General features: G+C 41.3%; 30 protein-coding genes, 1 rRNA gene and 1 other RNA gene. 27 read left to right on the top strand and 5 right to left on the bottom strand.

The genetic code is table 11. From position 1 onward, the window contains the following. The first annotated feature begins 204 nt into the window (after positions 1 to 204). The 16 genes from ACYSNU_RS18170 to ACYSNU_RS18095 all read left to right on the top strand — a co-directional run bounded on the left by ACYSNU_RS18170 (position 205) and on the right by ACYSNU_RS18095 (position 15,128). The gene (locus ACYSNU_RS18170; RefSeq protein WP_461738542.1) at positions 205 to 804 is read left to right on the top strand and encodes an alpha/beta hydrolase; all 600 of its coding nucleotides are present in this window, start codon (positions 205 to 207) and stop codon (positions 802 to 804) included. A 74-nt stretch (positions 805 to 878) separates the two neighbouring features. Then, the gene (locus ACYSNU_RS18165) at positions 879 to 1,130 is read left to right on the top strand and encodes a hypothetical protein (RefSeq protein ID WP_461738541.1); all 252 of its coding nucleotides are present in this window, start codon (positions 879 to 881) and stop codon (positions 1,128 to 1,130) included. A gap of 289 nt (positions 1,131 to 1,419) precedes the next feature. Continuing rightward, positions 1,420 to 2,475 (top strand): aspartate-semialdehyde dehydrogenase, encoded by a 1,056-nt coding sequence (locus tag ACYSNU_RS18160; protein ID WP_461738540.1) that lies wholly within the window; start codon positions 1,420 to 1,422, stop codon positions 2,473 to 2,475. A gap of 24 nt (positions 2,476 to 2,499) precedes the next feature. Then, entirely contained in the window at positions 2,500 to 3,372 is an 873-nt protein-coding gene (dapA, locus tag ACYSNU_RS18155; protein ID WP_461738539.1) for a 4-hydroxy-tetrahydrodipicolinate synthase, read from the top strand. 73 nt (positions 3,373 to 3,445) lie between these two features. Beyond that, positions 3,446 to 5,128 carry a ribonuclease J gene (locus ACYSNU_RS18150; protein WP_461738538.1) on the top strand — a complete coding sequence of 561 codons (1,683 nt, stop codon included), beginning with the start codon at positions 3,446 to 3,448 and terminating at the stop codon, positions 5,126 to 5,128. Positions 5,129 to 5,195: 67 nt separating this feature from the next. Beyond that, positions 5,196 to 6,632: an MFS transporter gene (locus ACYSNU_RS18145; RefSeq protein WP_461738537.1), complete on the top strand. Its 1,437-nt coding sequence runs from the start codon at positions 5,196 to 5,198 to the stop codon at positions 6,630 to 6,632. Next, on the top strand, positions 6,622 to 7,107 hold the full coding sequence (locus ACYSNU_RS18140) for a YbaK/EbsC family protein (protein ID WP_461738536.1): 486 nt from the start codon (positions 6,622 to 6,624) through the stop codon (positions 7,105 to 7,107). The genes ACYSNU_RS18145 and ACYSNU_RS18140 overlap by 11 nt, the downstream gene beginning before the upstream one ends. A 108-nt stretch (positions 7,108 to 7,215) precedes the next feature. Further along, complete coding sequence (locus tag ACYSNU_RS18135) at positions 7,216 to 7,425, top strand: hypothetical protein (RefSeq protein WP_461738535.1); 210 nt, start codon at positions 7,216 to 7,218, stop codon at positions 7,423 to 7,425. A 280-nt stretch (positions 7,426 to 7,705) separates the two neighbouring features. Further along, the gene (locus ACYSNU_RS18130; RefSeq protein WP_461738534.1) at positions 7,706 to 8,386 is read left to right on the top strand and encodes a metal-dependent hydrolase; all 681 of its coding nucleotides are present in this window, start codon (positions 7,706 to 7,708) and stop codon (positions 8,384 to 8,386) included. Between the two features lie 11 nt (positions 8,387 to 8,397). Then, on the top strand, positions 8,398 to 9,729 hold the full coding sequence (locus ACYSNU_RS18125; RefSeq protein ID WP_461738533.1) for a DRTGG domain-containing protein: 1,332 nt from the start codon (positions 8,398 to 8,400) through the stop codon (positions 9,727 to 9,729). 77 nt (positions 9,730 to 9,806) lie between these two features. Beyond that, entirely contained in the window at positions 9,807 to 10,772 is a 966-nt protein-coding gene (locus tag ACYSNU_RS18120; RefSeq protein WP_461738532.1) for a DHH family phosphoesterase, read from the top strand. Positions 10,773 to 10,790: 18 nt separating this feature from the next. After that, a complete protein-coding gene (locus ACYSNU_RS18115) occupies positions 10,791 to 11,132 on the top strand; it encodes a zinc ribbon domain-containing protein YjdM (protein ID WP_461738531.1) in 342 nt (113 codons plus the stop codon). Between the two features lie 242 nt (positions 11,133 to 11,374). Then, positions 11,375 to 12,331, top strand: a complete 957-nt coding sequence (locus ACYSNU_RS18110) for an ROK family protein (protein WP_461738530.1) — start codon at positions 11,375 to 11,377, stop codon at positions 12,329 to 12,331. 101 nt (positions 12,332 to 12,432) lie between these two features. Further along, positions 12,433 to 13,143 (top strand): zinc metallopeptidase, encoded by a 711-nt coding sequence (locus ACYSNU_RS18105; RefSeq protein ID WP_265460007.1) that lies wholly within the window; start codon positions 12,433 to 12,435, stop codon positions 13,141 to 13,143. A gap of 201 nt (positions 13,144 to 13,344) precedes the next feature. Further along, on the top strand, positions 13,345 to 14,718 hold the full coding sequence (locus ACYSNU_RS18100) for an RsmF rRNA methyltransferase first C-terminal domain-containing protein (protein ID WP_461738529.1): 1,374 nt from the start codon (positions 13,345 to 13,347) through the stop codon (positions 14,716 to 14,718). Positions 14,719 to 14,786: 68 nt separating this feature from the next. Next, positions 14,787 to 15,128: a hypothetical protein gene (locus ACYSNU_RS18095; protein WP_461738528.1), complete on the top strand. Its 342-nt coding sequence runs from the start codon at positions 14,787 to 14,789 to the stop codon at positions 15,126 to 15,128. Between the two features lie 72 nt (positions 15,129 to 15,200). Here the strand turns inward: ACYSNU_RS18095 and ACYSNU_RS18090 are convergent, their stop codons facing one another. Beyond that, positions 15,201 to 15,377 carry a hypothetical protein gene (locus ACYSNU_RS18090; protein WP_461738527.1) on the bottom strand — a complete coding sequence of 59 codons (177 nt, stop codon included), beginning with the start codon at positions 15,375 to 15,377 and terminating at the stop codon, positions 15,201 to 15,203. Between the two features lie 186 nt (positions 15,378 to 15,563). Here ACYSNU_RS18090 and tadA point away from each other — a divergent pair, with 186 nt between their 5' ends. Beyond that, the gene (tadA, locus tag ACYSNU_RS18085; protein ID WP_461738526.1) at positions 15,564 to 16,076 is read left to right on the top strand and encodes a tRNA adenosine(34) deaminase TadA; all 513 of its coding nucleotides are present in this window, start codon (positions 15,564 to 15,566) and stop codon (positions 16,074 to 16,076) included. A gap of 50 nt (positions 16,077 to 16,126) precedes the next feature. Further along, positions 16,127 to 16,209, top strand: an RNA gene (ffs, locus tag ACYSNU_RS18080) — signal recognition particle sRNA small type. Positions 16,210 to 16,355: 146 nt separating this feature from the next. Here ffs and ACYSNU_RS18075 read toward each other — a convergent pair. Next, a complete protein-coding gene (locus ACYSNU_RS18075; protein WP_461738525.1) occupies positions 16,356 to 16,814 on the bottom strand; it encodes a methylated-DNA--[protein]-cysteine S-methyltransferase in 459 nt (152 codons plus the stop codon). Between the two features lie 76 nt (positions 16,815 to 16,890). On the opposite strand from ACYSNU_RS18075, the gene ACYSNU_RS18070 reads away from it, so the two are divergent. From ACYSNU_RS18070 to ACYSNU_RS18055, 4 genes are all read left to right on the top strand, one after another. Further along, a complete protein-coding gene (locus tag ACYSNU_RS18070; RefSeq protein ID WP_461738524.1) occupies positions 16,891 to 18,285 on the top strand; it encodes a bifunctional metallophosphatase/5'-nucleotidase in 1,395 nt (464 codons plus the stop codon). Positions 18,286 to 18,354: 69 nt separating this feature from the next. Further along, on the top strand, positions 18,355 to 19,029 hold the full coding sequence (locus tag ACYSNU_RS18065; RefSeq protein WP_461738523.1) for a YutD family protein: 675 nt from the start codon (positions 18,355 to 18,357) through the stop codon (positions 19,027 to 19,029). Next, positions 19,030 to 19,797 carry a TIGR01457 family HAD-type hydrolase gene (locus ACYSNU_RS18060; RefSeq protein ID WP_461738522.1) on the top strand — a complete coding sequence of 256 codons (768 nt, stop codon included), beginning with the start codon at positions 19,030 to 19,032 and terminating at the stop codon, positions 19,795 to 19,797. After that, positions 19,798 to 20,433 carry a TIGR01906 family membrane protein gene (locus ACYSNU_RS18055; protein ID WP_461738521.1) on the top strand — a complete coding sequence of 212 codons (636 nt, stop codon included), beginning with the start codon at positions 19,798 to 19,800 and terminating at the stop codon, positions 20,431 to 20,433. 147 nt (positions 20,434 to 20,580) lie between these two features. Here the strand turns inward: ACYSNU_RS18055 and ACYSNU_RS18050 are convergent, their stop codons facing one another. Further along, positions 20,581 to 21,087 (bottom strand): phosphatidylglycerophosphatase A family protein, encoded by a 507-nt coding sequence (locus ACYSNU_RS18050; RefSeq protein ID WP_265459997.1) that lies wholly within the window; start codon positions 21,085 to 21,087, stop codon positions 20,581 to 20,583. 123 nt (positions 21,088 to 21,210) lie between these two features. Here ACYSNU_RS18050 and ACYSNU_RS18045 point away from each other — a divergent pair, with 123 nt between their 5' ends. Further along, a complete protein-coding gene (locus ACYSNU_RS18045; protein WP_461738520.1) occupies positions 21,211 to 21,456 on the top strand; it encodes a DUF1450 domain-containing protein in 246 nt (81 codons plus the stop codon). A 70-nt stretch (positions 21,457 to 21,526) separates the two neighbouring features. Here ACYSNU_RS18045 and ACYSNU_RS18040 read toward each other — a convergent pair whose 3' ends face one another. Continuing rightward, positions 21,527 to 22,516, bottom strand: a complete 990-nt coding sequence (locus ACYSNU_RS18040) for an NAD(P)/FAD-dependent oxidoreductase (protein WP_461738519.1) — start codon at positions 22,514 to 22,516, stop codon at positions 21,527 to 21,529. Positions 22,517 to 22,819: 303 nt separating this feature from the next. On the opposite strand from ACYSNU_RS18040, the gene ACYSNU_RS18035 reads away from it, so the two are divergent. Further along, positions 22,820 to 23,404 (top strand): peptidylprolyl isomerase, encoded by a 585-nt coding sequence (locus ACYSNU_RS18035; protein ID WP_461738543.1) that lies wholly within the window; start codon positions 22,820 to 22,822, stop codon positions 23,402 to 23,404. Positions 23,405 to 23,463: 59 nt separating this feature from the next. Here the strand turns inward: ACYSNU_RS18035 and ACYSNU_RS18030 are convergent, their stop codons facing one another. Further along, positions 23,464 to 24,636, bottom strand: coding sequence for a MalY/PatB family protein (locus ACYSNU_RS18030; protein ID WP_461738518.1), 1,173 nt, complete (start codon positions 24,634 to 24,636; stop codon positions 23,464 to 23,466). A gap of 89 nt (positions 24,637 to 24,725) precedes the next feature. On the opposite strand from ACYSNU_RS18030, the gene ACYSNU_RS18025 reads away from it, so the two are divergent. The 3 genes from ACYSNU_RS18025 to ACYSNU_RS18015 form a co-directional block, all read left to right on the top strand. Further along, positions 24,726 to 25,100, top strand: a complete 375-nt coding sequence (locus ACYSNU_RS18025) for a CvfD/Ygs/GSP13 family RNA-binding post-transcriptional regulator (RefSeq protein ID WP_461738517.1) — start codon at positions 24,726 to 24,728, stop codon at positions 25,098 to 25,100. Positions 25,101 to 25,178: 78 nt separating this feature from the next. Further along, positions 25,179 to 25,541 carry a hypothetical protein gene (locus ACYSNU_RS18020; protein WP_461738516.1) on the top strand — a complete coding sequence of 121 codons (363 nt, stop codon included), beginning with the start codon at positions 25,179 to 25,181 and terminating at the stop codon, positions 25,539 to 25,541. Between the two features lie 653 nt (positions 25,542 to 26,194). Next, a 16S ribosomal RNA gene (locus tag ACYSNU_RS18015) occupies positions 26,195 to 26,280 on the top strand; the annotation flags it as partial.

Here is a 26,280-nt window from a genome sequence, read left to right as displayed (position 1 = left end):
GAAATTAGCCACCTGGCTAAGTTAAAGGCAGAAGGCCTTTATTTTTTTGCCCAAATTTGAATGAGTAAAACAAAAAATAGGCTTTTAGAAGAATTTTACTTCTAAAAGTCTATTTGTCTACAGTCTGAGCCAATTAATTGGCAAAAAATATTTCCGATGCTATGATTAACTTATTAAAAGTAAGTGAGTGGAGGTTTTAAGCACATGGAATATTATTTCGATGAAGGGCAAAGCCAAGGGAAAAAATTATTATTGTTGCACGGGACTGGCGGCGATGAAACGTCGCTAGTGGATATTGCCCGTTTCCTTGATGGCAGCTGTACGATTTTATCTTTTCGTGGCGATGTCCAAGAAGATGGCATGAATCGGTTTTTTAAACGCAATGGATTAAATCAGTTTGACATTCCCAGTTTAGAAAAAGAAACCGATAATTTATTAACAGAAATTGAAAAGCACAGCTCAAAGGTCAATGTTCCATTAGAGGATTGGATTTTAGTTGGCTATTCAAATGGTGCCAACATTGCGGCGCATTTGCTATTGGAGCGAAAAACTAAATTAAACAAAGCGATTTTATTTCATCCGATGTCTTTAGGGGTTAAGGCGCAGGATTTCGATTTAAGCGATAAAAAAATTTGGCTCTCCAAAGGGACAAATGATCCGATTGTTTCGGATTCAGCATTTTCCGAATTGGTCGATAATTTTGAAGAGCGCCAGGCTGAAATCAGCGCAAATACCTTTGATTACGGGCATCAGGTCAGTATGGATGAGATTAATAGTGCTAAAATTTGGCTGAGTTTACTGTAAAAATAAGCTGGATTTCCTTCGTTTTTGGTTGTGGATGATACAATAAATTCATCAACAAAAGGAGGCAATCAATCATGGCAGATTTAAAAGGTCGAATGAATGACGCAAAAGATAAAGTTGCTGGTGAAGGCAAAGAAGCTTACGGCAAAGCAATGGATGACAAGTCTAAAGAAATGGAAGGCAAGGTCCAATCCAAAGGCGCCGATGCCAAAAGTAAAGCTCGTGATTTAGGCGATAAAGTCAAAGAAAAAGCTGATGAAATTGGCGAAGATGTCAAAGAAGGCTACGAAGACTTAAAAGCAAAAATGTCTAAACACAATAAGTAATTTCGTGAATAAGTTGATTCCCCTCAACTTTTTTACCTCCTGTTAATTTTGGGTTTTCCCAAAGTTTGCAGGAGGTTTTTTATTTGAAAAAAATTATCTTCGTCAGTTTAACAGTTAACCTATTGATTTTAGCCGGCTGCTGTTTCTTAAGCAATTTACAAATTAGCAGGACAATCCCTATAGTAATTAGCACTTTTGTGGTAAAATGGGAAAAGCAAATTAATAAATGAAGGAAGTCCAGCCTTTTTGTCGGGAGCTGAAAGTCTGGCGTATATGGAGGAATTCACGGATGGAAGCAGTATATAAGATAGCCGTTGTGGGAGCGACTGGCGCAGTTGGTACCAAGATGTTGGAAATGTTGGCGGAAACAACACTGCCGATTAAAGAAATTAAACTTTTAGCATCAAAACGTTCTGCGGGCAAACAATTAGCTTTTAAAGACCAGATGCTGACTGTTGAAGAATTGGTTCCGGAATCTTTTGAGGGCATTGATATTGCATTGTTTAGTGCAGGTGGCGGGATTTCAAAAACTTTTGCACCTGAAGCTGTTAAACGAGGTGCAATTGTTGTCGACAATACCAGCTATTTTCGGATGGACCCGAATGTTCCTTTAGTCGTGCCTGAGGTCAATCCAGAAGCTTTGCGGGCACATCAAGGAATTATTGCCAATCCTAATTGCTCCACCATTCAAATGATGGTGGCCTTAGAACCAGTTCGTCAAAAATATGGTTTAGAGCGGATTGTTGTCTCCACTTATCAGGCGGTTTCTGGTGCGGGAGCGCAGGCGATTGAAGAATTAAAAGTGCAGGCGCAGGAATTTTTAGCTGGGGTTGCCACTAAAGATATTGACGCTAATATTTTACCAGCCGGCAGTGATAAAAAACATTATCCGATTGCCTTTAATGCATTACCGCAAATTGATGTCTTTGCCGAAGAAGGCTACACTTATGAAGAGTGGAAGATGATCAATGAAACTAAAAAAATCATGGGAGACGAAGCCATTAAAGTGGCGGCGACCTGTGTGCGGATTCCGGTTGTCTCTGGTCACTCTGAGTCAGTTTACATCGAAGTCAAAGACGCTGCGACGGTTGCCGGGATTAAAGAAGTTATTGCGGCAGCTCCAGGAGCCGTTTTAGAGGATGATCCAAGTCAACAAATTTATCCGCAGGCCTTAAATGCTGTCGGCCAAAAAGAAACCTTTGTCGGTCGTATCAGAAAAGATTTAGATGTCGCAAATGGTTTTCATATGTGGGTGGTTTCAGACAATCTCTTAAAGGGAGCGGCCTGGAATTCCGTTCAAATTGCCGAAAAAATGCACGAAATGGGCTTAATTGCTGCGAAATAGTTTTTTAATGAGAGGTCGAGAAAAATGGAGTTAACAAGTGCAACGATTATTACTGCCATGGTTACCCCCTTTGATGAGGAAGGGAACGTGGACTTTACCCGCTTGCCGGAATTAATTGAACACTTATTAAGCACACATACAGAAGGTTTGGTGGTGGCTGGAACAACTGGCGAATCGCCGACTTTAACCCATGACGAAGAATTTCTTTTGTTTAAAGAGGTTATTCGCTTAGTCGATAATCGGGTGCCGATTATTGTCGGCGTCGGGACCAACGATACCCGCGACACGATTAATTTTGTTAAAGAAGTTGAAGCGCTCGGCGGGATTGCGGCGGGATTAGCCGTGGTACCTTATTACAATAAACCGAATCAAGAAGGGTTGTACCAGCATTTCAAAGCGATAGCAGAAAGTAGCAGCCTGCCGATTATTTTGTATAATGTACCCGGTCGAACTGTTGCCAGCTTAGCGGTTGCAACAACTTTGCGTCTAGCTGAGTTAGAGAATATTGTTGCCATTAAAGAATGTGCTGGCATCGAAGCCATCACTGAATTGATTGAAAATGCACCGGCCGACTTTTTAGTCTACACCGGTGAAGACGGCTTGGCTTTTCACACAAAAGTTTTAGGCGGACATGGGGTTATCTCAGTGGCCAGTCATATTTACGGCGACCAATATTATCAAATGTATCAAGATCTTGAAGCCGGCCGCTTAGCGCCAGCGGCGGCACTCCAAAGAAAATTATTGCCGAAGATTAACGCACTGTTTTCAGTTCCTTCGCCAGCGGCAATTAAAATGGCTTTAAATTATCTGCACATTCCAGCTGGTGGCCTGCGTTTGCCGATGGTGGAATGCTCAGAAACTGAAAAAGAACAAATTTTAAAAGTTCTCGACTTATAAAACGGACTGCAGCGCTTCTATTAGAAGGGCTGACTTTCCTATGTATGGCGAGTTACTTCAGAGAGGTGAAAAAATGAGCAACATTAAAATCATCCCTCTTGGCGGTGTCCGGGAAAATGGAAAAAACCTGTATGTCGTTGAGGTGGAGGATGAAATTTTTGTCCTTGATTGCGGACTAAAATATCCAGAAAACGAATTATTAGGAATTGATGTCGTGATTCCTGACTTTACTTATTTAGAAGAAAATGCTGACCGAGTGGCGGGAGTCTTCCTGACCCACGGCCATGCTGATGCAATCGGAGCTTTACCATATTTTGTTTCAAAAATGAATGTACCGGTCTTCGGGACAGCCTTGACCATTGAATTGGCTAAATTATCCGTCAATGCTAATGACGAGAGCAAACAATTCAACGAATTTCATGTAATTGATGAGCATACGGAAATTGATTTTGCCCATGCAACCGTCAGCTTTTTTAGAACGACCCATACAATTCCTGAATCTGTTGGAATTAACTTAAAGACTAAAGAAGGCAATATTGTTTACACCGGCGACTTTAAGTTTGATCAAAGCGCTGTGGCTATGTACAAAACCGATTACGGTCGCTTAGCTGAAATTGGCAAAGAAGGCGTCTTAGCACTTTTAAGTGATTCTTCTAACGCTGAGAGCACGGTTCAAACAGCTTCTGAGCGGGAAATTGCCGACGAAGTGTTAGACACGATTCGCTATTGGGAAGGCCGCATTATTGTTGCCAGCGTTGCCAGCAACCTGCAACGGGTTCAACAAATTTTAAACGCAGCTGCTAAAGCCAATCGTAAAGTTGTCTTAACTGGCCAAGATGTCGAAAGAATCATCCGCACGGCGATGAAATTAAATCGCCTGCATTTGCCGAGTGAAGACTTATTAGTTACCTTGAAGGAAATGAAAAAATATTCGCCAGAGGAAATTCTGATTTTAGAAAGCGGCCGCATGGGTGAGCCGATTAAATCGCTACAACGGATGGCCAATGGTGCCCATCGTTCATTGCGGATTGAAAAAGGCGATTTGGTTTACATCACCACAACGCCAACGACAGCCATGGAAACAGTCGTGGCTAAAACAGAGGACATGATTTATCGTGCAGGTGGCGTCGTCAAACAGATTTCGGAAAATTTCCGGGTCTCCGGCCATGCCAATGCCAACGATTTACAGTTGATGTTAAACTTTATGAATCCAAAATATTTTATTCCCGTCCAAGGGGAATACCGGCAGCTAGCTGCCCACGCTGATTTAGCCCATGAAGTGGGAATGGCTTATAAAGATATTTACATCACCGGCCGCGGCGATATTTTAGAATACGCCAAAGGCAAAATGGCTTATGCCGGCAGTACAACAGCAGATAATGTGATGATTGACGGTTTAGGTGTCGGCGATATCGGCAATATTGTTTTGCGGGATCGTAAAATTTTATCAGAAGACGGGATTTTTGTGGCAGTTGTAACCATCAATCGCCGAGAGCAAAAAATTGTTTCGGCACCACAGATTACCTCCCGTGGTTTTGTCTATGTGAAAACCAGCCGTGATTTGATGAAGGAATGCAGTAAGATGATCAGTGAAATTGTTGAAAAGCATTTGCAAAGTAAAGATTTTGAATGGAGCAAATTAAAACAAGACATTCGTGATCAGCTAGGGCGTTATCTCTTTGAACAAACGAAGCGTCGCCCAGTGATTTTACCAGTCATCATGGAGGCAACGCAGCGCAAGCGCAGTCGCAACTAGGAAACAGGCCTGTCGGATGTCGGCGGGCTTTTCCTTTTGTAAAAAATTATCAGAAAGAAGGAGTGGCATGAAAACCTATCAAGATGATGCCAAAGTTCAAAAACAACGCTGGTGGATTTTAGTCTGTGTGGCGATGTTCACCTTTATGTCGACCCTTGATTCCAGTATCGTCAACATTGCGTTGCCGACTATTTCAAAGGATTTAGGGGTATTGATGAATCAAGCTGCCTGGGTGGCATCCGTTTATTTAATGGTGGTCTGCGCCTGTCTGCTGCTGTTTGGAAAAATTGGTGACAGCTGGGGCAAAATTCGAATTTTTCGGATTGGGACAATTATTTTTGTATTAGGCTCATTACTCTGCGGTTTCAATCATTCGCTATTATTTTTATTATTTGGCCGGGTGATCCAAGCGATTGGGGCTAGCATGACGATGGCCACCAACTCCGGTATTATTACTGAAATTTTTCCTTTAAAAGAACGAGGCCGGGCACTGGGGATGATTGGGGCCTTTGTCTCACTAGGGTCAATTACTGGTCCGGGATTAGGCGGATTGATTTTATCTCATTTAAGCTGGCCTTATATTTTTTGGATTAATATTCCCGTGGGCCTCGTTACGATTGTAATTGGTGAAAAATTTTTACCAAAAGATTTAACTAAGAGCAAAGAAAAAATTGATTTTGCCGGCTTTATTGTCTTTGCAATCGGCATTATCAGTTTGTTCGGCGGCATTTTTATTGGACAAGAGCTAGGTTTTACCGCTTGGCAGGTGATTGGCCTATGGGTGATAGCAGTTGCGGCCTTTATTATTTTCTACCGTCTTGAAAAACGGCAGACAACTCCGCTGATTGACTTCAAAATTTTTGATAATCGGATTTTTACAATGGGCCTCATTACGGCAGTTTTTATTTTTGCTTCAAACTTTTTTGTCAATGTTATCATGCCTTATTACCTGCAGGATGCCCTTGGCTACAGCGCCAGTTTTGCCGGTATTTTAATGATGGTCTTTCCACTGATGATGGTGGTGGGCTCGCCTTTAAGCGGCTATTTAACCGATGTGCTGGGAGCTAAAAAATTAGTTTTCTCTGGCTTAATTCTTTTGGCAGCTGCCCAATTAGGCTATATGTTTTTAGGTTTAACGACACCTTTGTGGTATTTTTGCCTCTTTACAGCTTTAATGGGCTTAGGCAATGCCCTCTTCCAATCACCAAATAACACGATGATTATGAGCAGCGTTAGCAAAGAAAATTTGGGAATTGCCGGCAGTTTAAATAGTTTCGCCCGCAATTTTGGGATGGAAATCGGGATTGCGCTGTCCACTACGATTCTCTATCAAGCCATGAGTGTCGCCTATGGTCAAAAGGTTACGACTTACATCAATGGGCGGCCGGAAATTTTTATTTTCGGCATGGAAATCGCCTTTTTAGGCTCATTTATTTTATGTTTTGTAGCATTGTTAATTACTTATCTTAGAATACGCAAGGAGCGAAAAATCAATGGCCGATAAAAATGAAGTCGAAAGTTATTTATCAGAAAATCAAGTGCCCTATGAAGCCATCGTGTTTCCCACACGAGAAGTTAATGGCACAGAAGAATTGCTGGAGGAGCAACTAAATTTTCCCAAAGAAATTATTTACAAGACACTGGTCTTAAAAGGCGATAAAACAGGTGTTGTGATTGCTTTAGTACCATTGACAGAACGGATGGATTACAAAGCGGTTGCCAAAGCTACCGGCAATCGTAAAATCGGTTTACCGCCGATTGAGTATGTCGTCGAGCAAACCGGTTATGAGCATGGCGCCAATACACCTTTTGGCATTCGCAAACACCATCCAGAATTTCCCATTTTGATTGACGAAAAAGTCCAAGAGTTGCCAGAAATCGTTGTTTCTGCTGGTGAATTAGGCAAGGGAATCAAATTGTCGGTAAAAGATTTTATCGCGTTTATTCAACCGCAGCTGACAACCATCGTCAAAAAATAAAAATTTTGAATTTTTATTGTCAAGGCTTGCTGGTCGAGTGCCTTAATAGTCGTAAATTTTTTTAAGATAGCGTACAATAAAAGTATCTTAAGGAAAGCGGTGAAGAAGATGCCTAGATTTTTCAGACATAAAAAAACAGGTAAAGTCATATCAGAAGAGGAATACAAAGCGCAGCTGCTGGAAAACACCGAGGTTGATACTTTGGATAAGGCGATGACAGGAATGGATGCCTTGGATGACACCAATAATGATACCCAAGCAGACGTTTTCGAGGATTATGGCGATTACGAAGAGTATTTTGAAGAAGACAACAAATAACCAAAAGCTTGAGCTTAGCAGCCGCTGAGTTTCAAGCTTTTTTGTTTTACTAAAATAATTTAGAACAATAAAATTTAACTTTGATGCTTGTACCAAAAACGCAGTATCTTTCAAAAATAATTGATTTAAGCAATTTTTTTCGATTTTTTTGCGTGAATGACCGGAATTTTTGCTTCTTTCAGTCAGCTTGATTGGAGAATGCTTGGAAAACTGTTATAATTGTTTTGATAAACTGTATTACTTTTACAGCACAGATTTTAGTTAAACGGAGGGTCTTCTGATGAAAATTACTTATTTCGGACATTCAGCATTTTTAATAGAACTGGCAAACAATCAAAAACTTTTAATTGATCCCTATCTTTCTGACAATCCGCTGACGCGGGTAGATCCAGCAGAATTAAAAGTGGATTATATTTTATTAACCCACGGACATGGTGATCATATTGGCGACACTCGGGAAATTGCCGAAAAAAATCACGCACAGGTTATTGGCATGGTGGAGCTGGTTAATTTCTTCGGCCGCTTTGGAATTCAAGGCCACGGCTTAAACTTAGGCGGCAAATTCGAATTTCCGTTTGGCTCGGTTAAATTAGTGCCGGCGCTCCATTCCTCTGCCTATGAATATGAAGGCCAGTTGCTCTATATGGGGGAAGCCGCCGGAATGATTTTAGAAATTGAAGGCAAAACGATTTATCACGCCGGCGATACTGCTGAGTTTAGTGATATGAGTTTAATCGGCGAGACCCACGACATCGATTTAGCCTTTTTGCCAATCGGTGACAATTTTACGATGGGGCCTGAAGAAGCCGCTCGAGCTACCAAACGAGTGCAGGCTAAGCAAGTGGTACCGATTCACTATAATACTTTTCCCGTGATTCAACAGGACCCTGAAGCATTTATTCAATTATTACCAGAACATGTGGGCCGGCTAATGACGCCGGACACTAGCTTTGAATTTTAGGAGGCAGACTCATGGCAACAAAACATGATTTAATTTTAAATCACATTGAAAGCCTGCCGGTGGGCGAACGAATTTCAGTTCGCCGGATTGCCAAAGACCTCTCCGTCAGCGAAGGTACGGCTTATCGGGCAATCAAGGATGCAGAAACCATCGGCTTAGTCTCGACAATTCAGCGGGTCGGTACAATCCGCATTGAACGCAAGCTGAAAAAAAATATTGAGAAGCTGACCTTCGGCGAAGTCGTCCGGATTATTGAAGGGGACGTACTTGGCGGCAGTCAAGGATTAGACAAAAGCTTAAATAAATTTGTTATCGGCGCCATGACCGAATCTGCGATGGAACGCTACATCACACCAGGTTCATTAATGATTGTCGGAAATCGTGAAGGCGTACAAAAGTTGGCACTGACAGAAGGTGCCGCCGTCTTGATAACCGGTGGTTTTGCAACAACTGATGAAATTTCTCAGCTGGCAGATGATTTAGCTTTGCCGGTATTACGAACGACCTATGATACGTTTACGGTGGCGACAATGATTAACCGGGCGTTAAGCGATCAGCTGATTAAAAAAGATATTATGCTAGTATCAGATATTTATGTGCCTTTAGATAAAGCCATTTACCTTCATGGCTCTGATTGTGTCAAAGAATTTCAACGGCTGTCAGAAGAGACCCGGCATTCCCGTTTTCCAGTGGTGAATCGCAATCAGCGTTTGATTGGCATTGTGACCGCAAAAGATATTATCGGTAAAAATGACCACCAGCTGATTGAAAAAATTATGACTAAAGATCCCATTTACGTTAAGCGCACCATGAGTGTCGCCTCTGTCAGTCACCAAATGATTTGGGACGGCTTAGAGGTGATGCCGGTTGTTGAAGATGATTTGACTTTATCTGGTATTGTTAGCCGGCAAGATGTCATGAAGGCGATGCAAATGGTCCAACGGCAGCCGCAAATTGCGGACACTATTTCTGATCAGATTGCCGGTGAAGTTATCACGGTGGAGGATGAGCAGGAGGGCAAACAAAGCGAAGATTATTCCTATCATTTTGTCGTGACACCGCAGATGGTAAACAGTGTCGGAACAATTTCCTTTGGCGTGCTCAGTGAAATTATCTCCAACGTTGCTCAGCGGACAATGGTCGCCAATCAGCGGCGCAATATTTTGATTGAACAAATTAATCTCCATTACTTGCGCTTGATTCAATTGGAAAGTGATTTAGAAATTCGGCCGCGGGTCTTGGAAATCGGCCGCCGTTCGGCTAAACTAGATATTGAAGTTTTTTTAGAAAATACAATTGTCGCCAAAGCATTAGTCGTCTGTCAGGTCATGGAACGTGCTTAAGCATCTTAACTGAAGCAAGTAGATTTAAAAAAGCAACAGCACTTTGTAATCCAGAACTATAGAAACTAGGAGAATTTATGAAAGACTTAGATAAGCTATCAGCAATTTTAGCTGAAATTAAAAAATATTCCCGCATCATCATTCATCGCCATCAACGACCTGATCCCGATGCTATCGGCTCGCAAGTTGGCTTGGCGGAAATCTTGCGGACCTCATTTCCGGAAAAAGAAATCTATCAAGTGGGTGGTCCCGTTGAAGGCTTAGACTACTTAGCCGTGATGGATGAGGTAACAGAAAGTCAGTATCAAGGGGCTTTAGTGATTGTGACGGACACTGCCAACAGCGACCGCATTAGTGACAAGCGCTATGTTTTAGGCGAGAAATTAATCAAGATTGACCATCATCCGAATGATGAACCTTATGGCGATTTATTATATGTCAACATCGGTGCCAGCAGTTGTAGTGAAATTATTGCCGATTTTGTTTTGCAATTTCCTGATGAGTTAAAATTTAGCGAAAATGCTGCCCGCTTATTATACGGCGGAATTGTCGGCGATACCGGTCGTTTTTTATATCCAGCAACGACGGCTCATACTTTAAGAACAGCGGCTGTTTTAATGGATTACGGTTTTGATGCCAACAAATTAAATCGAGAAATCGACCAAATTTCAATGTCGGTGGCCCGCTTATCTGGTTTTGTTAACCAAAATCTGCGACTAGATGAAAATGGCGCTGGCCAAGTGATTCTGCCTTCAGAAGTTTTAGCAGAATACGGCGTGGTGGATTCAGAAACCTCCGCCATCGTTTCCGTTCCCGGAAAAATTGATCAAGTCTTAGCTTGGGGGATTTTTGTCCAACAACCAGAAGGCTATTATCGCGTGCGGCTACGTTCAAAAGGGCCAGTGATTAATGAGCTGGCTAAACGGCATCACGGCGGTGGTCATCCCTTAGCCAGCGGTGCCAATGCCCACGATTTAAAAGAAGTTCAGGAAATTTATCAAGAAATTCAACGGCTCTGTCAAGAGTACCGGGAAAATAATTAACACTCACGGAGGAAATCAATGAGCGCTTTACCCAATTGCCCCCAATGTAATTCAGAATACACTTATGAGGATCGTGGACTGTTTATTTGTCCAGAATGCGGCAACGAATGGTCATCTGATGCAAACGCGACTGAAGAAACAGCCGGCTTAGTCGTCAAAGACAGCAACGGCAATCTCTTAGCTGATGGCGATAGTGTGACGGTCATCAAAGATTTAAAAGTCAAAGGAGCATCTGGTGCCATTAAACAAGGCACCAAAGTTAAAAATATTCGCCTAGTTGAAGGAGACCACAATATCGATTGTAAAGTCGATGGCTTCGGTCCGATGAAATTAAAATCAGAATTTGTGAAGAAAAACTAAATTTTCAAAAGCAATTTAACTATGACAAACCTAATACAGTAAACAGCTTCAAACAGTTGGTTATATTATTGAGGATTTTTTTCTCAGTAATAAATGATAGCCAGTTCTACAAACTATTTGGAACGTTTTACCTACTTAGGATTGCCATAGTTTTTTTGTGCTTGTCTCGGGATAATTTTCTTAGTAAAATATTTAGTAATAAATTTACTTGATAATTTTTAAAAAATTCTGGAGGTAAGCAAATGTATTTGGGGATTGACTTAGGTGGAACGGCAATCAAATTAGGTCTGTTTGATCAAGAGTTGGTTTGCATAGATCAGCAGACGGCCGCGACAGACTCTTTGGCGGGTGCCACAATCGTTTTAAAAAATTTAGTGACAGCTATCAAAAAAATCCTGCGGGATAACCAGTTGACTACCAATCAAGTGCAGGGCATCGGTTTAGGAGTACCCGGTTTATTGGATTTAGAAAATGGTATCTCGCTTTTCTCTCCGAATTTTACCGATTGGGAAAATATTCCAATCGTCGCAATTTTAGAAAAAGAATTTGATATTCCAACGGTGATTGATAATGATGTCCGCATGAATCTCTTTGGCGAATGGACACTAGGGGCCGCCCAAGAGCTTAGCGATTTTGTTTTTATTACCTTGGGCACCGGCTTAGGCGCTGGAGTGGTCATCAATCAGCAACTGCTTTATGGAGCTAGCAATAGTTTTGGCGAAATCGGCCACATGAATATGTATCGTGAAGGTCGACCCTGTGCTTGTGGCAGCAGTGGCTGTTTGGGTCGTTATGTTTCAGCCAGAGGAATGGTCAAGACAGCTGTTGATTATTTAGCAGAAGGTCAGTCAAGTATTTTAAGCGATTGGCTTGAAGAGGATCGGCAACAGCTGACGGCTAAAATGATTTCTGAGGGCGTTGATCAAGGAGACGCCCTTTGCCAAAAAGTTTTTCAGGAAACCGGCGAAATTTTCGGCTTCGGCTTAGTCAATGTCATCAACTTGTATAATCCTAAAAAAATTCTGATTGGCGGTGGCATGGCCAAGGCCGGTGAAAGATTATTGGCCCCCGCCCGCCAAGTAATCCAAAAACATGCTTTAAAAATTTCTGCAGCCGCTTGTCAATTAGAATTGGCCGCATTGGGTTCAGCGGCGGGCATGATTGGTGCGGCAAGTGTCGCCGCTAAGAAATTTGGTTAGTTTTTAAGGGAGTTTTAATCAAATAAAAAAACTGAGCACTGTTCACAAATATTTAATAATTCTATGGTAAAATTTGGTCAAAGAGAAGGAGGAATGTTCCTATGTATGGGATGGGACTTTTTTACGGCTTTGGTCCAGGCTTGATTTTTGTCATCATTGGGATGGTTATTTCGATGGCCGCCTCAGCCTATGTGAATAGTACCTTTAGAAAATACGACGATGTTCACAGTCGCAATAATGTGACGGGCACCCAAGCGGCCCAATATATTTTAAGCAGTCAACACATTAACAATGTGGGGGTTCAGCAAATTGCCGGCAATCTCACAGATAATTATAATTCTGGTAATAAAATGTTGAGTCTCTCACAGGCTACTGCTCGTTCGACCTCAGTTGCAGCCATTAGTGTGGCGGCCCATGAATGTGGTCACGCTGTGCAGGATGCGACTGGCTATAGCCCCTTAAAAATTCGGGCAGCAATTGTGCCGGTTGCCAATTTCGGTTCATCATTATCCATGCCGCTGATTTTAATCGGTGTATTGTTCTCTTGGAACCAAACTTTGATTAATATTGGGATTTTAATGTTCTCATTGGCCTTGTTGTTCCAATTAGTGACACTGCCGGTCGAATTTAATGCCTCTCGGCGAGCTTTGGCAATTTTAGGCTCTGGCAATATTTTAACTGAAGATGAGCTGCCAATTGCCCGCAAAGTATTATTTGCAGCTGCCTTAACTTATGTGGCAGCAGCGTTAGCAACATTTTTACAATTGTTGCGCTTGATCTTAATTTTCGGTGGTAATAACCGACGTAATTAATCTATAATAGAGGCTGTGACATTAGTTAGAACAGAGCCGAACTTTACGAACAATATCTAGTAAAAGACACTGAATATTGTTGATTTGCGACGAGGACCTACTGGGCCGCAGGAGCAAATATAATATGGTTCGGGATTTCATCTGCTAAAAAGACTAATGCCACAGCCTTTTTTTGCCAAAAATTTTTAAAGGAGTCCATTGATGAATTTACCAAGTGGCTTTATTTCAAAATATCAAACCTTATTAGGCAGCGAAGCCGCTGCCTTTTTTGAAGCTTTAACGAATGGCAGCTATCAAAAGGCTTTTCGGGAAAATCCTTTGAAACCAGCCTATCAAGAAATGGTCGCCGCCCACGGCTTTGCCAATTTTCCGAAGGCTCCTTATGCCAAGGATGCCTTTTTGGGCAAGGTCTCGGGAAAAAGTCCGCTGCATCAGGCCGGCTATGTCTATAGTCAAGAGCCAAGTGCCATGCTGGTGGCGACAGTCTTAGCTGCACAGCCGGGGGAAAAGGTCTTAGATTTATGCGCGGCTCCCGGAGGAAAATCGACCCAAATTTTAAGTCAATTAAACAATCAGGGCCTCTTAGTTTCCAATGAGATTTTCACTAAACGGGCAAAAATACTAAGTGAAAACATCGAACGCTGGGGTGGGGTCAATAGTCTGGTAACTAATCACGCACCTGCTGAATTAGTCGGAAGCTTCAGCGGATTTTTTGATAAAATTTTAGTGGACGCCCCCTGCTCAGGGGAAGGAATGTTCCGAAAAGACGATGTGGCAATTGAGGAGTGGCAGGAAAATTCCTCTGAAGTTTGTGCTGTTCGCCAAAAGGAAATTCTAAGCTCGGCGTTAAAAATGCTAAAATCACAAGGGACTTTAGTCTATTCCACCTGTACCTTTGCGCCAGAGGAAAATGAAGAAATTGTCAGCTGGCTAGTTGAAAATTATCCGCTAACCATTGCTGAAATCAATTATCCTGAAACAGAACAAGGCCGTCCAGAATGGGGCAGTGTTCCCGATTTGGCCAAGACAGCCAGAATCTGGCCCCACAAAAATATCGGTGAAGGACATTTCGTCGCAAAACTCATTTTTCAAGGGACAAATGAGGAAACACAAGCACATAAATCAAAGAAAAAACAAAAAAATTCGCAAAAGGCTCAGATAAAGTTAACTAAAGAAGAAAACCAATTGGTAGACAATTTTCTTGAAACTTTTCCATTAACAGCGGTAGGAGAACGGATTAAATTTGGCGAGCAGGTGTGGCAATTACCTGCGGGACTTACTTTTTCACAGATTGAAAAATTGAAGTTGATTCGCCCGGGATTGCATCTGGGAACCATTAAAAAAAATCGCTTTGAGCCAAGCTTTGCTTTAAGTATGACAGCGCCGGCTACTTGGCCAGCAGTTTCTATCACCGAAGAAGACTGGCAGCATTATGTTGCCGGTGAAACTTTTTCGCTTGCCGGCAATCAAGGGTGGCTGATTTTAGCTTATGACAAGATGCCAATCGGCTTTGGCAAACAAGTTCAGGGAGTCATCAAAAACTTTTATCCCAAAGGCTTGCGGTTTAAAGTTTAGCAGGGCTTTCGATACCTTATTTTTCATGAATGTGCTATCATTATAAGTAAGAGAAAGGGGATTAGCCAATGAAAACAACTACAAAAGTAGCAATCGGTTTTAGTATCGCAGCCGTTGCGGGCATCACAGCAACTGTGATTGCTTCAGGAAAAATTATCGAAAAGGTACATTACGCAACCAATCGTTGCAAAGCTAGAAAATTTGTGGAAAACAAATTTGGCGGCAACCAAAAAATTATGGACTTAGTTGACCGTTTGTCAGATGAAGACTTAGAATCAATTATTACCGTTTCCGGAAAAATTAAGAATGGTAAACAAAAAGTCAAAATCTACGGACAAAATTTCAAAGGTTCCCAAAAGGATTTAAAAAACAAACTTTCTAGTTATTTAAACGCAGCTTTTGAAGGATAAACAAAAAAACTGTGGTAACAGCGCAACAGGTTCACTCTGTTGACTGGCTGATACCGCAGTTCTTTTTTTATATTATAATAGAAATTCAGCAATACCATAAGCAATAGCCGAGCCGGCGATTAAGGCAATCACAAAAGATAGCAACCAGCGATACTTGACCCGTTTTTTATTTAAATAATAAATGCTGACACAAAACGGCACTAAAAAGCTAATGCCAATTACCAATATATTCAACAACCCTAGATTCATTTGAACAACCTCCTTTTTATTAAGTATAACAGATGTTTTCTATCCTTCACGGGACTAAAGTCTGAAAACCGTCTCCGTCTGACAACCGAAATCCAAATCAAAAATATCAATTTGGGAAGAAATTATCTCGCTTTTGCGAATTGAAGCAGGAGAAATCTCATGCTAAAATAGCAGCGGAGGAAGACCATGACTGACTTAACACAAACTGAAAAAGAATTTTATATGAGCTTGGCTTTGGCGGAGGCGCAAAAGGCCGAAGTCTTAGCGGAAGTCCCCATTGGCGCAATCGTAGTTTTAGACGGTGAAATCATCGGCCGAGGTCATAATCTTAGAGAGCACACGCAGGATGCCACAACCCATGCAGAAATGTTTGCCATCAAAGCAGCCTGTCACACAATTGATAACTGGCGCTTAGAGAACGCACAGCTTTTTGTTACATTAGAGCCTTGTGCTATGTGTAGTGGCGCCATGGTTTTATCACGGGTAGCCGAAGTTTATTTCGGAGCCGCCGATCCTAAAGGCGGCACAGCTGGAACACTGATGAATTTATTAACCGAGGAGCGCTTTAATCACAGCGCTTATGTTGAAGGTGGGATTTTGGCGGAAGAATGCGGAGCAATTTTGACTAATTTTTTTAGAAAGCTGCGGGAACAAAAGAAAGCTGCGAAAAAAAATTGCCAAACTCGAAGAAATTTCTGAGAAAGACTAGCATTCAATAACAAAATAAGTTATACTAGTTTTTGCCGCAAGGCAGGACAATGGCGGGTTTGTGAATTGTGTCAGATCTGGAAGGAAGCAGCACTAAGTGAATGCCGCCATGTGTCTTTAATAAATATTGATACCAAAGACTTTCGGGTCTTTTTCTTTTTGCTTAAAAATGCTTGCCAAACTTTTTTGGAAAAAAATTACTCTGTCACTGGCAGATAAAAAGCTGTGGAAACTCTTCATCAAAAAGAGTTTCCACAGCTTATTTTTATTTTAAAAGTTGACACCTTCTAAAGCTAGCAGCTGCCGTTTCAGTTCCACGCCGCTAGTTCCCATATAACCAGTCAGTTGACCGTTTTTCCCGATTACCCGGTGACAAGGGATGATGATGGCAATCGGATTATGGCGATTGGCCTGACCGATTGCCCTGACAGCTTTCGGATTGTCAATCGCTTGGGCTATTGCTTGATAACTGCGGGTGTCGCCAAAAGGAATTTCCTGTAGTGCTTGCCAGACTTGTCGTTGAAAAGCGGTGCCGACTTTAATCGAAAGGGGCACAGTAAAGTTTTGGCGCTGACCGGCAAAATATTCAACTAATTCTTTTTTTGCTTGCACTAGATGAGGATTAGTCTTTTCGGCAGAGTCTTCAGGTAGCGGCGTAAACGTCCCTCTGGTCAGACCTGTGTCATCTGCCTGCAGCCAGAAAGGGCCGATAGGGGTCATTATTTTCATGGTACAGCCTCCTAGTAAACGGATTTGTCAGACCTATGTTACTATAAACTAGACTAAATGAAAACTAGGTGATTCCATGGAAAAAATTTTAATCTTACATACCAATGATTTGCACTCTCATTTTGAAAACTGGCCGAAGATTCGCCGCTTTTTACAACAGCGGCGCTTTGAAGCCAAAAGTAAAGGCCAGACTGTAATCACCGTTGATTTAGGAGACTTTGTTGACCGCTGGCATCCACTGTCAGAGGCCACCAATGGGCAGGCGAATGTTGAACTGATGAACACGATTGGCTATGATGCAGCCACCATCGGCAACAATGAAGGCGTCGGTAATTCTAAAACCGATTTAAATCATCTTTACGACCATGCTAATTTTGATGTCCTGTTAGATAATTTGTTTGATAAAACGTCTTTGCAGATGCCTGACTGGGCGCGGGCCTCAAAAATAATTACGACTGACAAGGGAACCAAAATCGGTTTAATTGCCATGACAGCGCCTTTTCCGTTGACCTACACGCCAAACGGTTGGGATATTCGCCAACCAAACGATCTCTTGCCGGGGTTATTAGCAGAACTGCGCAGTCAAGTAGATGTGCTCGTGCTGATGAGCCATTTAGGTATTGGCTCAGATCGCGAAATTGCCCGCAAGTTTCCAGAAATTGATGTGATTCTTGGTTCCCATACCCATCATTTGTTTATTCAAGGGGAGAAAATCGGGCAGGTACAACTAGCGGCTGCTGAAAAATTTGGCCATTATGTTGGGGAAGTCAAAATTGAATTAGCTGATAACAAGCAGATTGTGAAAACTTCTGCTCGAGCCTTGCCAACTAGCGAAATGCTGGAGCTGTCAGAAGATGAAGGGGAAATCAGTGGTTATCTAACAGAAGGCCATAACCTGTTAAAAGCCCGCAAGGTTGCCGACTTGCCGTATCCATTAGCGGTAGATGTTGATAGCGAGCATCCTTTAGTTTTAGCTACTTTGGCCGCCGTGAAAAAACGGGGCCAGACACAAGTCAGCATCCTAAACAGTGGTTTGTTTCTAGAAGATATTCCGGCTGGTGTTGTCAATCAAGACCAGTTGCAACGAACTTTGCCGCATCCGATGCATTTAATCAATGTGACCTTGACGGGAAAAAATTTGATTCGTTTGGTGCAGGAGATGGAAAAAAATCGCAACTTTCTACGGAATTTTCCAATTGTCGGCATGGGCTTTCGTGGTAAAATTTTCGGCAATATTATTTATAGCGGCATTGATTATGACCGCATTAATCATCAAGTCCATTGGCTGGGGGAGATGATTGACCCTGAGGGAAGCTATACTTTTACCACAGTAGACCATTATCTGTTTGTGCCCTTTTTCCCGACGATTGAAATTGCCGGTCAGATTGAGTTTCTCTTTCCAGAATTTATTCGCAGTGTCCTGGCGGAATACCTTAGCCAAAAATTTCCGCTAAAATCTGAGGAATCTTGAGGCAGTCTTTGTCCTGAGGCAAAACTATGATAAAATAAATGCAGTTTGAAGAATGATGGTGGTGAGTTTATGACAACCGAAACAGAAAAAAATAAAAATCAATTAAAAAAGCAGCCAGCTGCTGAAGTAAAAGATGATTTAACGGCGGAATTGGCCGCTGTCTTAGAAGATATTGCCGAAGAAAGCGAACCGGCTGAAAAGAAAAAAGGCGAAACAGTTCAGGTCCTAGAAAATGATCAGCTATTAATCGGTGATCGTCAATATAAATTGGCGACGAATTATCGTGACGGCTTTGATGCAGAAAAACTCGGTGAGCGTTTCAGTGATGTTTTGTCTCGCTATGATTATATCGTTGGGGATTGGGGCTATGAACAGCTGCGCCTCAAAGGCTTTTTTGCCAATGACAATCGGCGGGCTTTTCCCGACCAACGGATTGAAAGTTTACAGGATTATCTGTATGAATACTGCAATTTTGGCTGTGCTTATTTTGTAATTGAGCGCGTCGGCGGCAAGCGGGAACGCAAGCAAAATCGTCGCCGCCGTAGCAATAGCGGCAAGAAAAATACAACCACAGCCCATACAGAAGAAAAAAAAGCACCTGTGCAATCTGTGAAAAAGACGAAGCCAACAATTAAAAATCGTAAGACAGAACCCAAAAAACAATCGAACCCTGCAGTAAAAAACACCACTGAGGCAGCTCATGGTGAAAAATCAGGCTTTGTGATTAGAAAGCGGGAAGATTAAATGAACTATCAAGGGTACTTGATTGATTTAGACGGGACAATTTATTTAGGAAAGCAGCCGATTCCAGCGGCCAAACGCTTTGTTGAAAAGCTGCAAGCCGCCAAGATTCCCTTTCTATTTGTCACCAATAATACGACCAAAACACCAACAGATGTCGCCAATCGTTTAAAAAATGAGTTTGCGATTGAAGTGCCAGCCAGCACAGTTTATACGGCTAGTTTAGCAACGGTTGACTTTATGAAAGCTGACAATAAAGGTAAGCGGGTCTATGTCATCGGTGAAGGCGGCCTAAAAACTGCGATTGCCGAAGCCGGATTTATCGAAGACCAGGATAATCCTGATTATGTCGTGGTTGGCCTGGACAGTCAGGTGACCTATGAAAAATTTGTAGAAGCGACGTTTGCGATTCAAAAAGGGGCGACTTTTATCGGCACCAATCCCGATAAAAATTTACCAAATGAACGGGGTTTAGTACCTGGGGCCGGTTCAATCATTGCCTTGGTGGAAACAGCTACTCAAACCAAACCGGTGATGATTGGCAAACCCAATGCTATTATCATGGAAAAAGCGGTAGAAATTTTAGGCCTGCATAAAGAAGCTGTTTTGATGGTTGGCGACAACTACGATACAGATATTCAAGCGGGGATTGCCAACGGTATTGATACCTTGTTAGTCACTACCGGCTTCACACCGGCAACAGCTGTACCAAGCCTGCCTGAGGCACCAACCTATGTAGTGGCAAGTCTAGATGAATGGAAAATTGACTAAATGAAGATTAAACGGTTTATGCAATGGCTGGCGCTGTTTTTATTTATCATCAGCTTTTCCGTGTTTGTGGCGATTAATTTTCGGCCGTTGTACGTCTTTGATATCGGCTATTTAAATATTTTAGATTATACTGATGTCTCTCGAGATGTTTTGCTTCACAATTTTGACCAGCTGATGGCCTTTTTAAATAATCCCTTCAATACGACTTTAGCGCTGCCGGATTTTCCGATGTCGGCTAGCGGTGCTCAACATTTTTACGATGTCAAAAAATTATTTTTACTTGATTACGCTGTGTTAATCGTAACGGCTATTCCAGCCATTTGGTTTATCGTCAGTTTGGTTAAACAAAAAGCCCTTTGGAAACTGATTAGGCCATTTCAAGTTGCCTTAGTAATTCCTGTGATTTTTGGCTTTTTAATGGCAGTCGGCTTTGATACTTTCTTTGTCAGATTCCACGAGTTGTTTTTTGCAAACGACGACTGGTTATTTAATCCAGCAACTGATCCGATAATCAATGTTTTACCAGAGGCCTTTTTTATGCACTGCTTTATTTTATTTTTCGTTTTAATCGAATTAATTTTCTTAAGCGGGGTAATCGCAGGTCGCCTGCAGTTAAGACGCAACCATAGCAGATGAAAATTTCACTGATAGTAGTTTAGCAATACTAACGATAAAGAAAAAAACCGCAAGAAACACAGATTCCTTGAAGTCCCGCCTATTTGCGGGCTGCTGTTTTCAGCAGAAGGACAATCTGAGTTCTTGCGGATTTTTTTTTCAAAAAGCCTATTGGGTGATTTGACTCTTATCAGGGTTATCATGGGCCAAACGACTGGCAGCAGAAGCCGCAATCGCACCCACAATATCATCGAGAAAAGTATTGACGCTTGGGCCTTCGTGATCGTTTAACTTTTTCAAAATTCCCGGTTTAACTTTGTCGATATAACCATAATTGGTAAAGCCAATCGAGCCATAAACGTTAACAATCCCTAAAGCAATAATTTCATCAACTCCGTAAAGCCCTTCATCTTCTTCGACAATTTGCTGTAACGGATAGAGCATTTGTTTTTCCTCAGCTAAAATATCTAATTGAATCCCGGTGATAATCGCATTTTGAACCTCTCGTTTGGTTAAAACACCTTCGACATTTTCAATGCAGGTTTCAATTTGTAACCCCATAATATATGGTTCTTGTAAAAACATAACCAATTCGGCGATGTCTCTAATTGTTACGCCCCGTTCAATTAATAATTGGCGGGCGACTTCTTCTAATGTTTCACCTTTAATTACCATCTGCGTCACTCCTAATCGTTTGAATGCTAAAACTGGATAGTTTAATCTTTACCCCTTCAATGTTATACTATTTTCGGTAAAATGCAATGAAAGACCCTGTTAGATAATGGAAAGGGGAGCGTTATGGATCCTTTATTAGAATTTTGCGAACAAAATTTATCTGCTGGCAGCCAATTGGTGATTGACGATGCCTTTGTCAGCGAAAATTGCGATATTATGACTTATTCTTGCATGAGCGAATGCACCTTATGCGGGATGAAGCCTTTTGCCTTTTTTGAGGGAGAACGGATTGCGGCTAATACTCCTGAAGGATTACTAGTGAGTGTCACGGCGGCTATTAAAGAATGGCAAGCAGAATACGGCATGTAAAAAAATCCTTAACTTGATGGCGGTTGCTTAAAAAGATTCGCCAAAAGTTAAGGATTTCATTTTTTCTCTGCTATTTTTCAGCAAACAGACTGGTGCTGTGCATCGGCTGTGTCCGATTTTTAGGATTGATATAATGCAGGGCATTGTTGACTGCCGTGGGAGCTTCGCCAAGGCCCGTTGCAATCAATTTAACTTTCCCTTGATATTGAGTGATATCACCAGCCGCGTAAACCCCAGGAATATTAGTCGACATGTCGCTGTTGACTAATATCGAATTGCGTTGGGTTTCCAGTCCCCAATTTTTTAAATGCTCCAAAGAAGAAGAAAAGCCATAATTGACAATCAGATGATCAATCGGTACTTGTAAAACATCGTCAGCTTTGACTTTTTGCAGGTCAATAGCGGTCAACTCACCATCCTGAGCCTGCAAACTTTCAATCACATAAGGGGTCAAAATATTGACGCCAGATTTTTCTAAGAGGCTAACACTGTGTTCGTGGCCACGAAATTCTGAGCGGCGGTGAATTAAATGGACCTCTGCAGCAATTGGCTCCAGCATCAAAGCCCAATCAATGGCTGAATCGCCACCACCGGCAATGGCGACTCTTTGACCGGTATATTTTTGCAAGTCATTGACATAATAATCCAAGCCATGATTTTCTAAGTCATCTGCCAGCGGTAAATTTATGCGGCGGGGCTGAAAAGAGCCATTTCCTAACGCTAAAATAACTGACTTTGAAAAATGCAGTCCTTGATTCGTCACAATTTCAACGAAATCCTCATGGGCAATCAGGTCAACAACTTCCTCTTCTAAAACAAAGTCGTGATTAAATTTTTCCAGCTGTTGATCGAGATTTTCAATCAGCTCAATGGCTTTAATCGTCGCAAAGCCAGGTGCATCGTAAATGAGCTTTTCCGGATACAAGGTTGCCAGCTGACCACCGATTTGCGGCAGGCTATCGATAATTTTTGTTTTGGCACCCCGCATCCCGGCATAAAAGGCTGCAAACAGCCCAATCGGACCGGCACCGATGATGGTGATGTCATATACATCTGTCATAGTTCTTCCTCCTTGAAAATAAAGCTACTATACTAAAGTACCTAAAGTCCTAAAGCTTCTCAAGCAGCAAAATTTATTTTCCTATCTATATTAAAAGTCACACTTTGACTAAGACCTCTGTTGGCATTCTATCAAAAATAATTATTTCCATAAAAAAATTTGCTTGAAATAGCAATTTTTCATAAAGTCCAAGGGTCCCCTATGGTTTTTTTTAAGAAAATCGGCTATGATATTTTAGTAATTATGCGGCAGCCTGTTCGTTTTTTAACGGGGGAGGTCAGCGAATCAAAGGAGGAGATTTACGTGGCATTTCCACAATTAGATTTATCCAATGCAACGGGTCCAAAAGCGACCATCAAAACCAACCGCGGAGATATTAAAGTACAATTATTTCCAGATTTAGCTCCTAAGACAGTTGAAAACTTTGTTCAACTAGCTAAAAAGGGGTATTATGACGGAATTATTTTTCACCGAGTGATTCCTGATTTCATGATTCAAGGTGGCGACCCAACCGGAACTGGTATGGGGGGCGAAAGCATCTATGGCGATAAATTCGAAGATGAATTCTCCATGGAAGCCTTCAATTTAAGAGGGGCTCTATCAATGGCGAACGCTGGTCCCAATACTAATGGCAGCCAATTTTTCATCGTCAATAATGAAAATGTTCCAGCGAATATGCTAGGCCAACTTGAAGGTGCCGGTTTCCCAGCAGAAATTATTGAAGCCTATAAAGGCGGCGGTACACCTTGGCTTGACCAACGTCACACTGTTTTTGGTCATGTAACTGAGGGCATGGATGTTGTCGACGAAATTGCCAACGCTCAACGAGGACCACAAGATCGTCCTGTGCATGACATTACCATCGATACTATCGAAATTTCTGAATAATAACTGTTGAACTAAAAAATGTTCCCGCTGATGAATGACATCAGTAGGAACATTTTTTTTTATAGCGAATCAAAAGCTGTCTTAATTCTAGTTAAGCCTTCTTGAATAGTTGCTTTGGGCGCTGCTAAATTCATACGCATGTGACCTGTCCCTTTTGGACCAAAACTAATCCCAGTGTTTAACACGACCTTCGCTTGATGAACCAAGAAGTCCTCTAACTCCTTGTCACTCAGACCGTACGCTGAAAAGTCCAGCCACAATAAATAAGTCCCTTGTGGCGTCGTCACCTTAACTTTCGGTAGATGCTCATGGAAGTAATCTGTTACAAAGCGGACATTTTCTGCTAAGTAAGCAAGTAATTCTGCCAACCATTCAGCACCACCACGATAAGCAGCTTCAGTTCCGATTAGACCAAAAGTATTAATCTCATTGTCGTGATTCTTTTGCTGAACCGCTACAAATTTCTGCTTTAATTCAGGATCTTTAATGAAGACCATCGAATTTTTAATGCCGGCTAAATTAAAAGTTTTCGTAGCAGCTGTCAAAATAATGGAAAACTTACCAGCAGCATCATAAGCATTTTGAAAGCTTGTGAACTGATTTGGCTCAAAAATTAAATCCTGATGTATTTCATCACTAATCAAAATTACTCCGTATTTTTTACACAGCTCACCCATCTGTTTCAATTCTTCTGCATTCCAAACCCGCCCGCCAGGATTATGGGGATTACATAAAATAAATAATTTCACTTGATGTTCTTGAATCGCCTGCTCCATTGCTGCAAAGTCAATAACAAAACAGCCATTTTCTTCCTTTAAAGGGTTACGAACTAGTTTGCGCTTGTTTTCCTTAACCACCGCAGAGAAAGGAAAGTAAACCGGATCATGAATTAAAACCGCATCTCCCTCTTCAGTGTAAGCTTGCACAGCTGCCGCAATACTCGGCACAACGCCGACTGAAAATAGGATATCTTCTTTTGACACAGTAAAATCATGCTGTGTCTGCTGCCAGTCAATAATCGCTTGATATAAAGAATCTGATGGCTCGCTATAACCTAAAACCCCTGTGTCTAAAAACTTGCGAAAGGCATCTGTCACAAAAGCCGGACTAAAAAAATCCATATCGGCTACCCATAAAGGCAATAAATCCTCCTCCTGATAAGTTTCTGCGATGCGGTCCCATTTCACTGAATTGGTCTGTTTACGATTAATTACTTGATTGAAATCGGTCATTGCTGCCTTCCTTTCCCTTGTCGATGTGACAAAACTTCATTTTTTTGCATAAATACAGTATAATGAATTCTTGGAAAAGAGGGAAGTAAATGAGTTATAAAATTGGCAGTATTCATTTTGGTACTATTTCAGGAATTCAGCCCTATGGTGCTTTTGTATCATTGGATCATGATACGCAAGGACTAATTCACGTCTCTGAGATTCAAGCGGGCTATACAAAAAATATCAGCGATGTTTTAAAAGTCGGTGAACAAGTTCGCGTACAAGTCATTGATATTGACGAGTATTCACAAAAAATCAGCTTGTCTTTGCGCACCCTCAGCGGACAATTTCCACCTAATTATTCGAAACGAAAAAAATATTTTACCAATCGCAATAAAAAAATTGGCTTTGCTTCATTAGAGAAAGCTTTACCTGAATGGATTGAAGAAGATTTAGATTATTTAGCTGAACAAAAGCAGTAGGTCATCACTTGAAAACTTAATGTTTTTTTTCTGAAATTGTGGTAGTATCTAAGTATTCTAGCAATAGGAGTGGATACATTGAAAAATAAACGCGTTGCAGGTACTATTATGTTGCATTTGCAAGATGGCACGAAAAAGTTTTTGATGCACGAGAACGATGATCGTATGGGTTTCGCAATTACCACTTTCGCTGATGAAGCTACTGGACTTTCCAGTATTCTTAGGTTTTTAAAAGAAACCGTCCACGTTAATGTAAGTGATATTCAACTTGTTGAATTAACCAATACCAATATTAACCATGAGAACATTCCATTATTTCTTTTTGAAATTGAAGAAAAAAACATGCAGGAAACATTGGCAGCTGATTATATTTGGGAGCGGCCAGAAAAATTAAGAACCGTCTTGGGCAGTGTAGCCTTTGAAGGCGTTCCTTTCTTTTAAAGAAATATTTATCCTATTATGAAGCAAACTACTGAACATGGTGGTTTGCTTTTTTTATTTAGGAAAAAATTCGATTGTTATAAGATATGAAATCCGTTTTGTTCCTACAAACTATAATCAAATAATGAATTCCGAAAAATAATTGCAAGTTTCAAAAAAAGTTTTCACGAATGTTAAAAGCAAGAAGTGGAGAGAAATGAATGAATTTCTCGAAAAATCGAACTGATATATTTCGAAATTATAAGCATTTAAGTAAAACACGAACTATTTCTAGAGTTTGAAAATCTAGCAACTTTTTTTGGGAAAAAATAGCGAATTTTCTTGTTGACGCGATAGGTTTTCCATGATAAATTATTAAATGTTCTCAGCGAGAAAGCTTTTAAACTCTAAGAGATTTCACTTTTTATAAAAACAACTTTTAAAAAAGTTGTTGACAATCAGTTGAAAAGCTGATAAGATATAAAAGTTGCTGAAACAACAGATTCACTTCTTTTTAAGAAGCGAAATCGCAACATGTAGACCTTTGAAAACTGAACGAAGCAAACGAACCAATGTGTAGGGCGTTCTTGATATTCAAGAACAAAATAAACATTGCAAGCAAAAGCTAGCAAGCAATTAATGAGCTAACAATCGCAAGATTGTGCAAACACTTTTATTATGAGAGTTTGATCCTGGCTCAGGACGAACGCTGGCGGCGTGCCTAATACATGCAAGTCGAACGCTTTTTCTTTCACCGGAG

The sequence above is a fragment of the Enterococcus sp. LJL120 genome (assembly GCF_054871765.1).
Note: the sequence above shows the minus strand (reverse complement) of the source record. Positions and strands in the feature narration are given on the sequence as shown.

Coding starts and splice junctions, on each gene's coding strand:
- ACYSNU_RS18150 (WP_461738538.1), top strand. CDS start 3,446: ATGAGCAACATTAAAATCATCCCTCTTGGCGGTGTCCGGGAAAATGGA.
- ACYSNU_RS18065 (WP_461738523.1), top strand. CDS start 18,355: ATGACAACCGAAACAGAAAAAAATAAAAATCAATTAAAAAAGCAGCCA.
- ACYSNU_RS18030 (WP_461738518.1), bottom strand. CDS start 24,636: ATGACCGATTTCAATCAAGTAATTAATCGTAAACAGACCAATTCAGTG.
- ACYSNU_RS18135 (WP_461738535.1), top strand. CDS start 7,216: ATGCCTAGATTTTTCAGACATAAAAAAACAGGTAAAGTCATATCAGAA.
- ACYSNU_RS18025 (WP_461738517.1), top strand. CDS start 24,726: ATGAGTTATAAAATTGGCAGTATTCATTTTGGTACTATTTCAGGAATT.
- dapA (WP_461738539.1), top strand. CDS start 2,500: ATGGAGTTAACAAGTGCAACGATTATTACTGCCATGGTTACCCCCTTT.
- ACYSNU_RS18170 (WP_461738542.1), top strand. CDS start 205: ATGGAATATTATTTCGATGAAGGGCAAAGCCAAGGGAAAAAATTATTA.
- ACYSNU_RS18125 (WP_461738533.1), top strand. CDS start 8,398: ATGGCAACAAAACATGATTTAATTTTAAATCACATTGAAAGCCTGCCG.
- ACYSNU_RS18115 (WP_461738531.1), top strand. CDS start 10,791: ATGAGCGCTTTACCCAATTGCCCCCAATGTAATTCAGAATACACTTAT.
- ACYSNU_RS18050 (WP_265459997.1), bottom strand. CDS start 21,087: ATGGTAATTAAAGGTGAAACATTAGAAGAAGTCGCCCGCCAATTATTA.
- ACYSNU_RS18075 (WP_461738525.1), bottom strand. CDS start 16,814: ATGAAAATAATGACCCCTATCGGCCCTTTCTGGCTGCAGGCAGATGAC.
- ACYSNU_RS18165 (WP_461738541.1), top strand. CDS start 879: ATGGCAGATTTAAAAGGTCGAATGAATGACGCAAAAGATAAAGTTGCT.
- ACYSNU_RS18090 (WP_461738527.1), bottom strand. CDS start 15,377: ATGAATCTAGGGTTGTTGAATATATTGGTAATTGGCATTAGCTTTTTA.
- ACYSNU_RS18140 (WP_461738536.1), top strand. CDS start 6,622: ATGGCCGATAAAAATGAAGTCGAAAGTTATTTATCAGAAAATCAAGTG.
- ACYSNU_RS18045 (WP_461738520.1), top strand. CDS start 21,211: ATGGATCCTTTATTAGAATTTTGCGAACAAAATTTATCTGCTGGCAGC.
- ACYSNU_RS18100 (WP_461738529.1), top strand. CDS start 13,345: ATGAATTTACCAAGTGGCTTTATTTCAAAATATCAAACCTTATTAGGC.
- ACYSNU_RS18060 (WP_461738522.1), top strand. CDS start 19,030: ATGAACTATCAAGGGTACTTGATTGATTTAGACGGGACAATTTATTTA.
- ACYSNU_RS18145 (WP_461738537.1), top strand. CDS start 5,196: ATGAAAACCTATCAAGATGATGCCAAAGTTCAAAAACAACGCTGGTGG.
- ACYSNU_RS18110 (WP_461738530.1), top strand. CDS start 11,375: ATGTATTTGGGGATTGACTTAGGTGGAACGGCAATCAAATTAGGTCTG.
- ACYSNU_RS18070 (WP_461738524.1), top strand. CDS start 16,891: ATGGAAAAAATTTTAATCTTACATACCAATGATTTGCACTCTCATTTT.
- ACYSNU_RS18105 (WP_265460007.1), top strand. CDS start 12,433: ATGTATGGGATGGGACTTTTTTACGGCTTTGGTCCAGGCTTGATTTTT.
- ACYSNU_RS18055 (WP_461738521.1), top strand. CDS start 19,798: ATGAAGATTAAACGGTTTATGCAATGGCTGGCGCTGTTTTTATTTATC.
- ACYSNU_RS18040 (WP_461738519.1), bottom strand. CDS start 22,516: ATGACAGATGTATATGACATCACCATCATCGGTGCCGGTCCGATTGGG.
- ACYSNU_RS18130 (WP_461738534.1), top strand. CDS start 7,706: ATGAAAATTACTTATTTCGGACATTCAGCATTTTTAATAGAACTGGCA.
- tadA (WP_461738526.1), top strand. CDS start 15,564: ATGACTGACTTAACACAAACTGAAAAAGAATTTTATATGAGCTTGGCT.
- ACYSNU_RS18095 (WP_461738528.1), top strand. CDS start 14,787: ATGAAAACAACTACAAAAGTAGCAATCGGTTTTAGTATCGCAGCCGTT.
- ACYSNU_RS18120 (WP_461738532.1), top strand. CDS start 9,807: ATGAAAGACTTAGATAAGCTATCAGCAATTTTAGCTGAAATTAAAAAA.
- ACYSNU_RS18160 (WP_461738540.1), top strand. CDS start 1,420: ATGGAAGCAGTATATAAGATAGCCGTTGTGGGAGCGACTGGCGCAGTT.